This window comes from Oceanitalea stevensii, assembly GCF_014837105.1.
Classification (GTDB): Bacteria; Actinomycetota; Actinomycetes; order Actinomycetales; family Actinomycetaceae; genus Oceanitalea; species Oceanitalea stevensii.
This window is the reverse complement of sequence record NZ_JACSPO010000004.1, coordinates 194,564-208,164: the sequence shown is the minus strand read 5'-3', so window position 1 is coordinate 208,164 and position 13,601 is coordinate 194,564. Positions and strand designations below refer to the sequence as shown.

Annotated in this window: 13 protein-coding genes; 3 read left to right on the top strand and 10 right to left on the bottom strand. The window is 73.1% G+C overall.

All coding sequences use genetic code 11. The annotated features are described in order from the left end of the window. Positions 1-14: 14 nt before the first annotated feature. The gene (locus tag H9624_RS09890) at positions 15-191 is read right to left on the bottom strand and encodes a hypothetical protein (protein ID WP_251839725.1); all 177 of its coding nucleotides are present in this window, start codon (positions 189-191) and stop codon (positions 15-17) included. A gap of 138 nt (positions 192-329) precedes the next feature. Between H9624_RS09890 and H9624_RS09885 the strand changes: the two genes are divergently transcribed. After that, complete coding sequence (locus H9624_RS09885; protein WP_251839724.1) at positions 330-995, top strand: response regulator; 666 nt, start codon at positions 330-332, stop codon at positions 993-995. Positions 996-1,062: 67 nt separating this feature from the next. On the opposite strand, the gene H9624_RS09880 is transcribed toward H9624_RS09885, so the two are convergent. The 3 genes from H9624_RS09880 to fdxA form a co-directional block, all read right to left on the bottom strand. Continuing rightward, positions 1,063-2,355 (bottom strand): citrate synthase, encoded by a 1,293-nt coding sequence (locus H9624_RS09880; RefSeq protein ID WP_251839723.1) that lies wholly within the window; start codon positions 2,353-2,355, stop codon positions 1,063-1,065. A gap of 197 nt (positions 2,356-2,552) precedes the next feature. Then, complete coding sequence (gene dapC / locus H9624_RS09875) at positions 2,553-3,689, bottom strand: succinyldiaminopimelate transaminase (protein ID WP_251839722.1); 1,137 nt, start codon at positions 3,687-3,689, stop codon at positions 2,553-2,555. 1 nt (position 3,690) lies between these two features. Next, positions 3,691-4,008 (bottom strand): ferredoxin, encoded by a 318-nt coding sequence (gene fdxA / locus H9624_RS09870; RefSeq protein ID WP_251839721.1) that lies wholly within the window; start codon positions 4,006-4,008, stop codon positions 3,691-3,693. A gap of 259 nt (positions 4,009-4,267) precedes the next feature. On the opposite strand from fdxA, the gene H9624_RS09865 reads away from it, so the two are divergent. Continuing rightward, positions 4,268-4,492, top strand: coding sequence for a putative acetyltransferase (locus H9624_RS09865; RefSeq protein ID WP_251839720.1), 225 nt, complete (start codon positions 4,268-4,270; stop codon positions 4,490-4,492). 1 nt (position 4,493) lies between these two features. Here H9624_RS09865 and H9624_RS09860 read toward each other — a convergent pair whose 3' ends face one another. Genes H9624_RS09860 through typA form a run of 4 tightly spaced genes read right to left on the bottom strand, consistent with a single transcriptional unit; the run spans position 4,494 to position 10,208 of the window. Continuing rightward, positions 4,494-6,236 (bottom strand): VanW family protein, encoded by a 1,743-nt coding sequence (locus H9624_RS09860; RefSeq protein ID WP_251839719.1) that lies wholly within the window; start codon positions 6,234-6,236, stop codon positions 4,494-4,496. A gap of 42 nt (positions 6,237-6,278) precedes the next feature. Further along, positions 6,279-6,776 carry a flavin reductase family protein gene (locus H9624_RS09855; RefSeq protein WP_251839718.1) on the bottom strand — a complete coding sequence of 166 codons (498 nt, stop codon included), beginning with the start codon at positions 6,774-6,776 and terminating at the stop codon, positions 6,279-6,281. Then, positions 6,773-8,263 (bottom strand): PIG-L family deacetylase, encoded by a 1,491-nt coding sequence (locus H9624_RS09850; RefSeq protein ID WP_251839717.1) that lies wholly within the window; start codon positions 8,261-8,263, stop codon positions 6,773-6,775. Before H9624_RS09850 ends, H9624_RS09855 begins: the two co-directional genes overlap by 4 nt. 37 nt (positions 8,264-8,300) lie before the next feature. Next, positions 8,301-10,208, bottom strand: a complete 1,908-nt coding sequence (gene typA, locus H9624_RS09845) for a translational GTPase TypA (protein WP_251839716.1) — start codon at positions 10,206-10,208, stop codon at positions 8,301-8,303. 377 nt (positions 10,209-10,585) lie between these two features. Between typA and H9624_RS09840 the strand changes: the two genes are divergently transcribed. After that, positions 10,586-11,644 carry a hypothetical protein gene (locus tag H9624_RS09840; RefSeq protein ID WP_251839715.1) on the top strand — a complete coding sequence of 353 codons (1,059 nt, stop codon included), beginning with the start codon at positions 10,586-10,588 and terminating at the stop codon, positions 11,642-11,644. An 83-nt stretch (positions 11,645-11,727) separates the two neighbouring features. Here H9624_RS09840 and H9624_RS09835 read toward each other — a convergent pair whose 3' ends face one another. Next, positions 11,728-12,408: an ABC transporter ATP-binding protein gene (locus H9624_RS09835; protein ID WP_251839714.1), complete on the bottom strand. Its 681-nt coding sequence runs from the start codon at positions 12,406-12,408 to the stop codon at positions 11,728-11,730. After that, entirely contained in the window at positions 12,401-13,531 is a 1,131-nt protein-coding gene (locus H9624_RS09830) for an ABC transporter ATP-binding protein (protein WP_286011028.1), read from the bottom strand. The genes H9624_RS09835 and H9624_RS09830 overlap by 8 nt, the downstream gene beginning before the upstream one ends. Positions 13,532-13,601: the final 70 nt, after the last annotated feature.

Here is a 13,601-nt window from a genome sequence, read left to right as displayed (position 1 = left end):
CGGGGCGGGGCGCCTCAGCAGCGCTTCTTGAGAACCACGCACATGAGGTCGTGGAAGAACCCGTTGGTGCCCCGGCTCTCCTCGGCGACGGCGATCGAGCTGCCGGGGCCGTCGGCCGGGGCGCCCACCGCGGCGGCCGAGGGGCCGGCGACGAGGAGGACGGCGACGAGGGCGGAGACTGCAGTCTTCATGAGAGCTCCTTCGGTGGACCGACGTTGGTCGCGGCAACTGTCTCAGCGGGGCGCCCCGCCGAGCCCTCGACTGTCCGCTACGCCCGCCTTGACCTTCGTCTAGCGGGCGGGCTCACGGCTCGCCCTAGACTGCCCGACATGGAGCACATCCGGGTGCTGATCGTCGACGACCAGCCGCTCATGTCCGAGGCGCTGGCCGTCTTCGTCAACAGCGCCGAGGGCATGGTGTGCGCGGGGGTCGCCCCCAACGGCAAGGTCGGGATCGCCATGGTCGAGTCCCACCGTCCCGACGTCGTCCTCATGGACCTGGAGATGCCGGTCGTCGACGGTGTCGCGGCGATGGAGGTGCTCAGCCGGGAGCACCCGGAGGTCCCCGTCATCGCGATGACGACGTTCAGCGGCCAGGAGCACGTCGTCGCCGCGCTCAAGGCCGGGGCGGCCGGCTACCTCGTCAAGGACATGGGCCCGGCGGACATCACCGCGGCGATCCGCAAGGTCCACGCCGGGGAGGCGGTGCTCGCGCCGTCGATCGCGCTGGCGCTCGTCCGCAGCGTCCGGGAGAGCACGTCCGCCCGCGTCGACGAGTCGGTGCTCGGAACCCTCACCGTGCGGGAGCGCGAGGTCCTCCAGCTCCTCGCCCGGGGCCTCAACAACGCGGAGATCGCCGAGCGCATCCACTTCTCCGAGGCGTCGGTCAAGGCGCACATGACCCAGATCATGAGCAAGCTCGGGGTGCGTGACCGGGTGCAGACCCTCATCCGGGCCTCCCAGCTCGGCCTGGTCGACCTCTCCCTCGAGTCCTGACGACAGCGCCCCGGAGGCCCGTCCGCGAGGGGACCGGGCCGCCGGGGCGGCGTCGTCGTGCGTGGGGTCAGCGGCCGGCGGGGTACTCCCGCTCGGTCTCACCGGTGTAGACCTGGCGCGGGCGCCCGATCTTCGTCGTGGGGTCGGCGATCATCTCGCGGTACTGGGCGATCCACCCGGGCATGCGGCCCATCGCGAAGAGCGGGGTGAACATCTGGGTCGGGAAGCCCATGGCCTTGTAGATGAGGCCGGTGTAGAAGTCGACGTTCGGGTAGAGCTTGCGCTCGATGAAGTAGTCGTCGTTGAGGGCGATCTCCTCCAGGCCCATCGCGATGTCGAGCAGCTCGTCGGACTTGCCGAGCTTCCCGAGCACCTCGTGGGCGGCCTCCTTGACGATGGCCGCGCGCGGGTCGTAGTTCTTGTAGACCCGGTGGCCGAAGCCCATGAGGCGGACGCCGTCCTCCTTGTTCTTCACCTTGCGCATGAACTCCGAGGCGTCGCCGCCGGAGGCCTGGATCGTGGTGAGCATCTCGAGGACGGACTCGTTCGCGCCGCCGTGGAGCGGGCCGGACAGGGCACCGACGCCGGCGGAGACCGCGGAGTAGATGTTGGCGTTCGAGGAGCCCACCATGCGCACGGTCGACGTCGAGCAGTTCTGCTCGTGGTCGGCGTGGAGGATGAGGAGCATGTCCAGCGCCTTGGTGAGCGCCGGGTCGACGTCGTGGTCCTGGTAGGGCAGGTGGAAGGTGAGCCGGTAGAAGTCCTCGACGTAGGACTTCGAGGCGTCCGGGTAGAGCAGCGGCAGGCCCAGGGCGCGCTTGGCGATGTAGGCGATCATCGTCGGCACCTTGGCCATGAGCAGCACGGTGGCGAGCTCGACCTGCTCCTCGTCCCGGGGGTCGAGGGTGTGCTGGTAGTACGTGGCCAGCGCGGAGACGCCGGACTGGAGGATCGCCATCGGGTGCCCGTTGGCCGGGAAGGCGGTGAAGAACGCCTTGAAGTCCTCGTGGAGGAGACGGTGCTTGTGGATGCGCGCCGTGAACGACTCGAGCTCCTCCGCCGTCGGCAGCTCGCCCTTGATGAGGAGGTAGGCCACCTCGAGGAAGGAGGAGCCCTTGGCGAGCTGGTCGATCGGGTAGCCGCGGTAGCGCAGGATGCCGGCGTCACCGTCGATGTAGGTGATCGCCGACGTCGTGGACGCGGTGTTCATGAAGCCGGGGTCGAGCGTGACGAGGCCGGTCTCCTTGAGCAGCGAGGAGATCTTCACCCCGTCGTTGCCCTCGGCCGCCGGCACCCGGTCGAACTCCAGTCGCGTTCCGTCGACCTCGAACGTTGCCGGGGTAGGGGTGGCCTCGGACATGTACTGCCTCCTCAAGGATCGGTACGCCGGGTGCTCGTGGCCCCGGCACCGTCCGCACCGTCGGAGGCGGAGGCCTCATCGGTCCGCACGGTCGTGTTGGGTGGTTCCTCCATGAAGGGTAAGCCATGCCACCCGCTGGACCGGAACCGGGGAGCCGCCGGACTTGTCCGTCACGGCGTGACGCGCGACACCCCGTCTCAGGGCAGCAGCGGCCCCGTCGAGAGCCGCTCGGCGGCCGCCGCGACCCGCTCGTCGCTCGCGGTGAGCGCGATGCGCACGTGCCGGGCGCCGGCGGGGCCGTAGAACTCCCCGGGCGCCGCGAGGATGCCCCGCTCGGCCAGCGCCGCGACGATCGCGCGGCAGTCGGCCTCCCCCGCGGTGGTGGCCCACAGGTAGAGGCCGGCCTCGCTCTCGGGGGCGACGACCAGGCCCGCAGCCGCGCAGGCGGCGAGGAGCACCTCGCGCCGGGCCCGATAGCGCTCGCGCTGGACGGCGACGTGCTCGTCGTCGTCCATGGCGGCGGCGAGGGCGGCCTGGACCGGGCCGGGCATGATCATGCCGGCGTGCTTGCGCAGCTCGAGGAGGCGACGCACGAGGACGGGGTCCCCGGCCGCGAAGGCGGCGCGGTAGCCCGCGAGGTTGGACTGCTTGCTCGCCGAGTACAGGACGAGCAGGCCCTCGTGGCTGTCGCCGCACACGCGCGGGTCGAGGAGGCTCGGCACGCCCTCCGACGCCCACGGCTCGGCCCAGCCGAGCTCGGCGTAGCACTCGTCGCTCGCGACGACGGCGCCGCGCGCCCGCGCCCACTCGACCACCTTGCGCAGGTGCTCGACGCCGAGCACCCGGCCGGTCGGGTTGGACGGGGAGTTGAGCCACACGAGCCGCACCGGGCCGGGCCCGACGGCGGTGGTCGCGTCCGCCGGGAAGGGCTCGGCACCGGCCAGGCGCGCCCCGACGTCGTAGGTGGGGTAGGCGATCTGCGGGTGGACGACGACGTCCCCGGCACCCAGCCCGAGCATGGCGGGCAGCAGCGCCACGAGCTCCTTGGAGCCGATGGTCGGCAGCACCTGCTCGGGGGTCAGCCCGGGCACGCCGCGGCGGCGGGCGAACCAGCCGGCTACCGACTCACGCAGGCGGTCGGTGCCCTGCGTCGTCGGGTAACCGGGTGAGTCGGCCGCGGCGACGAGCGCGTCCTGGACCACCTGGGGGGTGGGGTCCACCGGCGTGCCGACCGAGAGGTCGACGATCCCACCGGCGTGCGCCCGCGCCCGGTCCCGCGCGCCGGCGAGGCTGTCCCACGGGAAGCTCGGCAGCGCGTCGCCGAACAGCGCCACCTCAGGCCTGCGGCGGGAGGGCGGCCACCAGCGGGTGGTCCCTGTCGATGAGGCCCATCTTGGCCGCACCGCCGGGGGAGCCGATGTCGTCGAAGAAGTTGACGTTGGCGCCGTAGAAGGCCGACCACTGCTCGGGGGTGTCGTCCTCGTAGTAGATCGCCTCGACGGGGCACACGGGTTCGCAGGCGCCGCAGTCGACGCACTCGTCGGGGTGGATGTAGAGCATGCGCTTGCCCTCGTAGATGCAGTCCACGGGGCACTCGTCGACACATGCCAGGTCCTTGACGTCCACGCAGGGCTGCGCGATGACGTAGGTCACGGGTTCCCTCCCTCTGCGGCGTCGAGCCGCCGCCTGTCGGTGCGCTCCCAGTATCCCTCATCCGACCGGCCCTGCAGCGCGTCGCCCACCCCCACACGCCGACAGCCGGATTCCTCCCACCCCCACACGCCGACAGCCGGATTCCTCCGCGGAGGAATCCGGCTGTCGGCGAGGGAGGGGGATGGGGTGTCGCCCCACGGCCCGAGGAACCCGGCTGTCGGCGAGGAAAAGGGCGTCGGGGCTGGGGGACAATGGCCGGGTGAGACCTCTGTGGGCGGACTGGCCGGTGGGCACGCGCGTGGTCATCCGGTACCGGCGCGCCGAGGGCGGCTTCTCCGACGCCCTCGGTGACCTCGTGGCGGCCGACGACGACGCCGCCGTCGTCCACACGCGCCGCGGTCCGGTGCGAGTGGCCGCGGCGGACGCGGTCGTCGGCAAGCCGGTGCCGCCGCCCCCGCCGCGGCGCGCGCCCCGCCGCGACTAGCTCAGTCGCCGCTGGGTGCGGAGCCGCACACGACGCGGTCCCACGGGATGTAGCGCGTGGTCCACGAGTTGCTGTCCACCTCGGCGCCGTCGAGGGACACGGTGCGCGACACCGTCACGCTGAAGCCCCGCTCGGGCGAGCTGTTCGGGACGCAGCTGGACGAGGAGTTGTAGACGGTCGAGGGCTGGGTGAAGTTGAACCGGTCGCTCGTGGTGGTCGAGACGTCGAAGTGCTCGGTGCCCCACAGCCGCACGTGGAACTGCCCGCCGGACACCCAGGCCTGGACGAGCGCGCCGTAGGGCGTCGTGTTCGTCCAGCGCAGGTCCACGCTCGGGGTGAAGAGCGTGGCCTCCCGGCCCTCGGGGTAGCGCGGGTAGTGGTGGGAGTGGGTCTGGAACTGGTCGAGCTGCATGCCGGCGAAGAAGGCGGCGTTGAACACCGTGGTCGAGACCTGGGAGAGGCCGCCGCCCATCCCGCTCGTCTCCAGGCCGTCGACGACGACGCCGGATGCTACGAAGCCCCGCTCCGCCGTGATCGGGCCGAGCGCGTCGATGAGGCTGAAGGTCTCCCCCGGCTTGACGAGCGTGTTGGAGATCTTCTCGGCGCCGACGACGAGGTTGCGCGTGCGCTGGGCGTCGTTGTGGAACGGCGTGGAGAACTCGGAGACCACCTCGGTGACCCGCAGGGCCTCGGCGTCGGCGACCGTGAACTCGGGGGCGACCTCGACGAGGCGCGCCTCGGCGGTGCGGTTCGACCCGGAGACGGCGGCCGCGGAAACGGTCTCGACGAGGACCTCCTCGTCGATGTCCATCCCGGTCGCCCCGGGCACGATGGTGGGGCGCCCGCCCTCGAGGACGATGCGGGCGTCGCGGGCCTCGGTGCGCACCTCGGGGTCGAGCTCGAGGACGAGGTCGACGAGCGCCTCGCCGTCGAGCCGGAGCTCGAGGGCGCCGTCGTCCGTGGGCTCGAGGGTCGACACGGAGGTGAGGTGCGCGGGGGTGAGCTCGATGAGCCGGCCGTCGATGTCGACGGCCACCGGCGAGCGGGTGAGCGGGCGGGCGACCTCGTCCATCGCCGTCTGGACGGCCTCGGCGGTGATGGCGGGCGTGACCTCCTCGCCCGGCAGCTCGAGCGGGCGCTCCCCGGTGATCCAGGTGTCGGCGACCAGCTCGACGGCGGCGTCGAGGTCGACGGACGTGCCGGCCACCGGCTCGGTCACCTGCGCCTCGCCGTCGGTGAGGGCGATGGCGCCGTCGACGGGCGCGATGTCGAGGGTCTCGGCGACCCGCTCGACCTCGGCGCGCAGGGCGGCCTCGTCCACCCGGACGACCGGGTCGTGGTCCTCGGTGCCGAAGAGGTGGGCGACGACGCTGCGCGGGTCGAAGGACAGGCCCGAGAGGCGGTCGACGGTGGCGGCGGCGTCCAGCTCGAGGCCGGCGGCGGCCGGGTCGAGGGTCGTCTCGTTCTCGGCGAGGGAGACGGGAACGGGCTCGGTGGCCGTGTCGGCGAGCGCCTCGTCGAGCCGCTCGGTCGCCTCCTGCGCGGTGAGGCCGCCGATGTCGACACCGGCGACCGTCGCGCCGCGCGGGACGCGGTCACCGAGGTACCAGGCCGCGCCGGCGTAGGCGGCGAGCAGCAGGACGAGGACGACGAGGGCGATGATCCACCCGCGGCGACGGCGTCGCGGGCTCTCCTCCTCGAAGTCGACGAGCAGTGAGTCGTCGGTCGACGTGTCCGTTCCCATACGTGTTTCCCTCCGGGATCGCGTCACGGTGCGACGCGCAGATCAAGCGTCCCCGAGCGGCCGCAGCCGCCCGAGGTAGTGGACGAGGGCACCGGTCGCGGTGCGGCCGAGCGAGGCGTCGAGGACCTCGCCCACGACGACGTCGTGGTCGCCGGCGGTGCGGATCCAGTGGGTGCGGCACTCGAGCCAGCCCTGGGCCTGGTCGACGAGCGCGGCGCCGCTGAGCGGCCCGCGGCTGTGGTCGACGCCGACGAGCTGCCCGATCGCGGGGCGTCCGGGGCTGGAGAGGCGGTCGGCGGCGACCTTCGCGTCGGCGTCGAGGATGCTCACCGCCCACGTGTCGACCTCGTCCAGCGCCTCGCGCAGCCGGGCGTCGGTGTGGACGCAGAAGAGGACCATCGGGGGGCGCAGGGACACCGAGGTGAGCGCGGTGGCCGTCATCGCGAGGTCGGTGGTGCCGTGGCGCACGGAGACCGCCGCGACGCCTCCGGCGAGGCGCTGCATGGTCGTGCGGTACCGCTCGACGAGCTCCTCGGTCACGCCCGCCTCCCCCGCGTTCCGTCGCCGAACCAGCGGGCCGGCAGCAGCGCCGCGAGCACACAGGCGATGGGCGCACCGAAGAGCCAGGCGTAGCTGATGGCCTCGTTGGTGACGAGGACGTCGCCGCCGGGTCGGAGGAAGGCCATCGCCTGGGTGACGCCGACGACGGCGAGCGCGGCGAGGAGGAGGCCGCCACCACCCGCGATCGCCCGTGCCGCGACGGCCGCCGCGAGCACGCCGGCCAGCCCGAGGACGATGCCCAGGGGGAGGTCGTTGACGGTGAAGCGGTGGACGACGGTGCCGAGCGCGCCCATGACGAGTCCGGCGAGGAGGGAGACGAGGACGCCGACCGTGCCGCCGCTCGTGACGAGCCGGCCCAGGACGCCGCGGCGCGGTGCGGGGGCGGCGGGGGCATCGCCGGCGGCGACGGCGGGGCCCGCCGGGGCTGCCTGCGGCGCGGAGAGGACGGGTGCGGGGGCGACCGGCGCCGCCGACGGGGCGGGGGTGGCGCCGTCGGCGTTCGCGAGGACCGCGGCCAGCGCGGTGGCGTCGGAGCCGGGGGCGGCGCGCAGGTGGACGCGGTCGAGGACCGGCACGAGCGCCGCGTTGCTCAGCCCGAGGTAGCCGACGAGCCGCCGGCCGTCGATCGGCGCGACGGCCTGGACCTGGGTGCGGTGCTGGCGCAGCGCCGCGAGGACCTGCTCGGCGACGGGCCGCACGTCGAAGGACGCGGTGACCTCCGAGGCGGGCACGGCGAGCGAGGACAGCTCCCCGGCCGGGTCGACCACGGTGAGGACGGTGCCGTCCGGGGCGTGGAGCGGCGCGTGGTGGCCCAGGACGTCGCTGAGCTCGGCGAGCGCCGCGCGCAGGTGGGACTCCTCCTGCGCGGCCCACAGGACGGTGGGCACCTGCCACGGCGCGAGCCCACCGAGCGGCTCGGCGGCGTCGGCGGCGATCTCGACGGCGCGGGCGGTGACCCGGTGCGCCTGGACGTGGTCCGGGTGCCCGTACCCGCCGCCCGGCTCCTCGGTGAGCACCGCCGTCGGGCGCACGTGGCGGACGACGACGGCGAGGAGACCGGCGGCGACGTCGACGTCGAGGGTGCTGAAGGCGTCCGGTCCGGCGTCCTCGGCCGGGCCGGCGAGGCCGGGACGGACCCACCGCATCCCGGAGTCGCGGAAGCGGGCGGGCCGCTGCCCCTCGAGGGTGGGGACCTGGTCGAGGAAGAGGTGGCGGTGCGCGCCGAGCTCGGCGAGGGCGGCGGACAGCTCCGCCTCACGGCGACGGGCGAGCTGCTCGGGGTCGTCGGCGAGGTGGGCGAGGTCCGGCGGGATCACTTCGCCGCGCTCACCGCGCGTGCAGGTGACGACGGAGACGTCGACACCGGCGCGGGCGGCGAGCGCGAGCAGGCCACCCGCACCGATCGTCTCGTCGTCGGGGTGGGCGAAGACGGCGAGCAGCCGGTGCTCGGGTTGCGTCGTCATCATCACCCCATTCTTGCCCAGGCCGCCGTGCGGCCCGGTGTCAGGCGCGGCGCAGGCGGGCCGCCGCCTTGGCGCGCTCGGTCGCGTCGAGGACGACCTTGCGGATCCGGATGGACTCCGGCGTCACCTCGACGCACTCGTCGTTGCCGGCGAACTCGAGCGACTCCTCGAGGGTGAGCTTGCGCGGCGGCACGAGGTTCTCGAAGGTGTCCGAGGAGGCTGCGCGCATGTTCGTCAGCTTCTTCTCCTTGGTGATGTTCACGTCCATGTCGTCGACACGGGAGTTCTCACCGACGACCTGGCCCTCGTAGACGATCGACGTGGGCTCGACGAAGAAGGAGCCGCGCTCCTGGAGGTTGATCATCGCGAAGGGGGTGACCGAACCGGCGCGGTCGGCGACCATCGAGCCGTTGGTGCGCAGCTCGATCGGGCCGTGCCACGGCTCGTAGCCCTCGGCGATCGAGGAGGCGATGCCGGTGCCGCGGGTGTCGGTGAGGAAGCGCGTGCGGAAGCCGATGAGGCCGCGGGCCGGCACGACGAACTCCATGCGCACCCAGCCGGTGCCGTGGTTGGTCATCGTCTCCATGCGGCCCTTGCGCATGGCGAGGAGCTGGGTGACGGCGCCGAGGTACTCCTCGGGGACGTCGATGGTCATGCGCTCCATCGGCTCGTGGACCTTGCCGTCGATGGTCTTGGTGACCACCTGCGGCTTGCCGACGGTGAGCTCGAAGCCCTCGCGGCGCATCTGCTCGACGAGGATCGCCAGCGCGAGCTCGCCACGGCCCTGGACCTCCCAGGCGTCGGGGCGGTCGGTCGGCAGGACCTTGAGGGACACGTTGCCGATGAGCTCGCGGTCGAGGCGGTCCTTGACCTGGCGTGCGGTGACCTTGGCGCCCTTGACCTTGCCGGCCAGCGGGGAGGTGTTGATGCCGATGGTCATCGAGATCGCGGGGTCGTCGACCGTGATGAGCGGCAGCGGGCGCGGGTCCTCGAGGTCGACGAGGGACTCGCCGATCGTGATGTCCTCGATGCCGGCGACGGCGACGATGTCACCGGCGTGGGCGACCTCGGCCGGGACGCGCTCGAGGGCGACCGTCTTGAGGAGCTCGGAGATGCGGACGGGCTTGAGGGTGCCGTCGCGGCGCGCCCAGCCCACGCTCTGGCCCTTGCGGAGCTCGCCGTTGAAGACGCGCAGCAGCGCGAGGCGCCCGAGGAACGGGGAGGCGTCGAGGTTGGTGACGTGCGCCTGGAGGGGCGCGCCCTCCTCGTACGTCGGGGCGGGGATGTTCTGCAGGATGGTCGCGAAGAGCGGCTCGAGATCCGGGCTGTCGGGCAGCTCGCCGTCGAGGGGCTGGTCGAGCGAGGCGCGGCGGGCCTTGGCCGAGGCGTAGACGACGGGGACGTCGAGGACCGAGTCGAGGTCGAGGTCGGGGACCTCGTCGGCGAGGTCGCTGGCCAGGCCCAGGAGCAGGTCGGTGGACTCGGCGACGACCTCGGTGATCCGGGCGTCGGGCCGGTCGACCTTGTTGACGACGATGATGACCGGGAGCTTGGCGGCGAGCGCCTTGCGCAGGACGAAGCGGGTCTGGGGCAGCGGGCCCTCGGACGCGTCGACGAGGAGGACGACGCCGTCGACCATCGACAGGCCGCGCTCGACCTCTCCACCGAAGTCGGCGTGGCCGGGGGTGTCGATGACGTTGATGGTCACGCCGTCGGGGGCGCCGTGCGCCGCGGCCGCGGGGCCGGTGTACCGCACGGTGGTGTTCTTCGCGAGAATGGTGATGCCCTTCTCGCGCTCGAGGTCACCGGAGTCCATCGCCCGCTCGTCGACGTGCTGGTGGTCTCCGAAGGCGCCCGACTGCCAGAGCATGGCGTCGACCATGGTGGTCTTGCCGTGGTCGACGTGGGCGACGATCGCGACGTTGCGCAGGTCGGAACGAACGGGCATACGCGGAGCTCCTCCGGTGAAGGGGTGCCCGGGCGGCGCCGGCATCGCTCGAAGAGCGGGAACGGTGCGCCGAGTGACGGGCAGGATTGGCACCCGAGGCCCGAGTGCCGCCGATGAATTCTACAACCGCAGGGCGGTGAAGAGCACCGGGTGTGACCAGCCCCATACCACCCCCTCGCACGTGCCACCCCCTCGCACGCGCGCGCTGACCTCCCCGGTTGTCCTCTCACCTCCCCCCTCCGAGCACGTCTGGCTGAGGTGAACCGGGGAGGTCACGCCCCGGCGCGCTGCTCCACAGGTTGCGTTCCCGCCTCTCCGGTCACCGCAGGGCTGCGAGCCGCCCGAACCGCCCTCCCGCTGTCGGCACGCTCGTGGTCATGGCCGTGATGATCAGCCCGAAGGAGCCCCCGCCCGTGCTGCTCAGCCGTGAGCTCGGGAAGAACGCCGTCCGGCATGCCGTGAGCACCGGGCTCGTGCAGGTGGCCCGCGGGGTCTTCGTCGATCCTCTCGACAAGGACGAACCCCCGTGGCACCAGACGGAGCACCTCGCGCTCGCCCGCGTCGCGGGCGTCGCCCGCCGCACGGTCGCGCGGCCGGTGTTCAGTCACCGGACGGCCGCGCTGCTGCACGGCCTCTGGCTCGTCGATGACGACACGCTGGTGCACACCTCCCAGAAGCGCCTTCCGAGCCGGTCCGTCGCCGGGCGGGTGCGCCACGTGCGGGACCTGCCGGCCGATGACGTCACCGAGGTCAGCGGCCTGCGGGTGACCACGATCGAGCGCACGATCGTGGACTGCGCCAAGTCGATGCACCCACGGCACGCACTCGTCATCGCCGACAGCGGCATGCGCGCACTCGTCGCCCCTCGGCGGGACACTCCCAGCTCGAACGCCAAGCGGACGGCGACGCTCAGGGCACGGCTCCTCGCGATGGTGGAGCAGGGCGACCGGCGCCACCTGCGTCGCGCCCGGGCGGTCGTCACCTGGGCCGACCCGCTCGCGGAATCGCCGTACGAGACGATCCTCCGGTGGGTCGGCGTCTCCAGGGGCCTGCCGCGGCCCGTGCTGCAGCCCCGGTACGAGGTCGAGGGACACGTCTACTACCCCGACGTGCGGTGGCGGCTGCCGGTCACCGAGCACGGCGCCCTCACCGAGACCATCACGCTCCTCGGGGAGTACGACGGCGAGGTGAAGTTCCTGCCCGACGATCCCGACGGGGCCGACGCCCGCCGCCGGCTCTCGGCGCGCGTCATGGCCGAGCGGAGACGTCAGAACAGGCTGGCGAGCCTCCCCGGCACAACGGTCGAGCGCTTCGACCGCACTGACCTCTCCGACGAGGACGCCGTGTTCCGGCGGCTGTGCCGCCCCTTCCCGCCCGGCTGGGTCGCCACCCTGAGCCCCGTGCCGGAGCTCCTCGGCACCTCGCCCCGCCGGTGAGCTACCCGCTTCACCTCACCGCGGCGTGTTCGAAGGAGGGAGCTCTGAGGACAACCGGGGAGGTCAGCGCAACGGCGACACCGCTACGCCGCGGGGTGGCCGTCGCGGAGGGTGACGACCTTGTCGGCGCGTTGCATGAGGACGGGGTCATGGGTGGAGACGACGGCGGCGAGGCCGCGGGCGTGGGTGAGGTCCTGGAGGAGCTCCATGATCGTGGCCGCGGTGCGGGAGTCGAGCTGGCCGGTGGGCTCGTCGGCGATGAGGACCTCCGGCTCGGCGACGAGCGCGCGGGCGATCCCGACGCGCTGCTGCTGGCCCCCGGACAGCTCGTAGGGCCGCTGGCGCACGTGGCCGGAGAGCCCGACGAGCTCGAGGGCGTCCGCCACGCGCTCCTCGCGCTCGGCGGGGTCGACCTCGAGGAGACGCAGCGGGATCTCGACGTTCTCGGCGGCCGAGAGCACGGGGATGAGGCCGAAGGACTGGAAGACGTAGCCGATGCGGGTGCGGCGCACCTCGAGGACGTCCTTCTCCGGCAGGGCCGAGAGCTCGCGGCCGTCACCGAGCAGCACCCGGCCGCTCGTGGGCCGGTCCAGCCCGCCGAGCAGGTTGAGCAGCGTCGTCTTGCCGGAGCCCGACGGTCCGCGCACGACGACGAGCTCGCCGCGCGTCACCTCCATGCTCACGTCCGTGAGCGCGTGGACCTCACCGGCGCCCGTGGTGAAGACCCGGCTCACGGCGTCGGCGGTCAGCAGCGCCTCAGTCATCGTTTCCCTCCCCGCGCAGGTCGCGCCGACGCGGCCGCGCGGCCGACGCCGCCGTGGAGCCGCCCGCCGCGCTCGTCGCGCCTGCGCTCCTCAGCGCGTCCGGGTCGCCGGTCGCACCCACGGTCCCGGCCCGCTCCGCGTCACCCGCCGCACGGCCCGTCCGGGCCTGCTCCGCGTCGCCGCCCGCACCACTCGACCCGCCCGCGCCCGTCGCCCCGGCCGGGTCGGAAGCCGTCCGTCCCGCGCCGTCCGGCCACACGCCGACGTGGTCGGTCTCCAGGGCCAGCCGCACCCGCTCGCGCAGGTCGAGGGCGCTGACGAAGTCCTCCGGCAGCTGGAGGCGCCCGGTGCGGTCGAGCACGGCGAACTCCTCCGCGACGTGCACCTCGGCGCCGGAGTCGTCGCGCTCGGTGCGCCGCAGCACCTCGGTGGAGGTGCGGCCGTCGCGGATCTGGACGGTGCGCCGCACGTGCTCGGACACGGTGGGGTCGTGGGTGACGATGAGGACGGTGACGCCCAGGCGCTCCGACGCCCCGCGCAGCGCCTCGAGGACCTCGGCGCTCGTCGCGTCGTCCAGCTCACCGGTGGGCTCGTCGGCGAGGAGGACGCGCGGGGAGTTGGCCAGCGCGACGGCGATCGCGGTGCGCTGCTGCTCCCCGCCGCTCATCTGCTCGGGCCGGCGGTCACGGCAGTGCTCGATCCCGAGGAGCCCGAGCAGCTCCTCCACCCGCTCCGTACGCGCCTTCGCGCCGGACAACACGAGCGGCACCGCGATGTTCTCCGCGGCAGTGAGGTAGGGCAGGAGGTTGCGGGAGGTCTGCTGCCACACGAAGCCGACCGTGTGCCGCTGGTAGCGCACCCGGTCCGCCCGGCTCATCGCGCCGATGTCCGTGCCGGCGACGACGGCGCTGCCGCCCGTGGGCCGGTCCAGCCCGGACAGGATGCTGAGGAGGGTCGACTTCCCCGAGCCGGACGCCCCGACGATCGCGACGACGTCGCCGCGCTCCACCCGCAGGTCCAGTCCCTGCAGCGCCTGCACCTCCACGCCCTCGGTGGAGAAGATCCGCACGAGCCCGTGGCACAGGATGTCGGGCTCACGGGCCTGCTCGGTCGTCGTCGTCATGCGCACCTCGTCACTGTCGTCCGGCCGGTCGCAGGCGCCATCGTCTCACCGCGCGCGTGCCCACCGTGCC

What these genes read in the sequence shown, in the direction of transcription:
- H9624_RS09890 (WP_251839725.1), bottom strand. Translation starts at nt 191, where the DNA reads ATGAAGACTGCAGTCTCCGCCCTCGTCGCCGTCCTCCTCGTCGCCGGC.
- H9624_RS09885 (WP_251839724.1), top strand. Translation starts at nt 330, where the DNA reads ATGGAGCACATCCGGGTGCTGATCGTCGACGACCAGCCGCTCATGTCC.
- H9624_RS09880 (WP_251839723.1), bottom strand. Translation starts at nt 2,355, where the DNA reads ATGTCCGAGGCCACCCCTACCCCGGCAACGTTCGAGGTCGACGGAACG.
- H9624_RS09860 (WP_251839719.1), bottom strand. Translation starts at nt 6,236, where the DNA reads ATGGGAACGGACACGTCGACCGACGACTCACTGCTCGTCGACTTCGAG.
- H9624_RS09850 (WP_251839717.1), bottom strand. Translation starts at nt 8,263, where the DNA reads ATGATGACGACGCAACCCGAGCACCGGCTGCTCGCCGTCTTCGCCCAC.
- typA (WP_251839716.1), bottom strand. Translation starts at nt 10,208, where the DNA reads ATGCCCGTTCGTTCCGACCTGCGCAACGTCGCGATCGTCGCCCACGTC.
- H9624_RS09840 (WP_251839715.1), top strand. Translation starts at nt 10,586, where the DNA reads ATGGCCGTGATGATCAGCCCGAAGGAGCCCCCGCCCGTGCTGCTCAGC.
- H9624_RS09835 (WP_251839714.1), bottom strand. Translation starts at nt 12,408, where the DNA reads ATGACTGAGGCGCTGCTGACCGCCGACGCCGTGAGCCGGGTCTTCACC.
- H9624_RS09830 (WP_286011028.1), bottom strand. Translation starts at nt 13,531, where the DNA reads ATGACGACGACGACCGAGCAGGCCCGTGAGCCCGACATCCTGTGCCAC.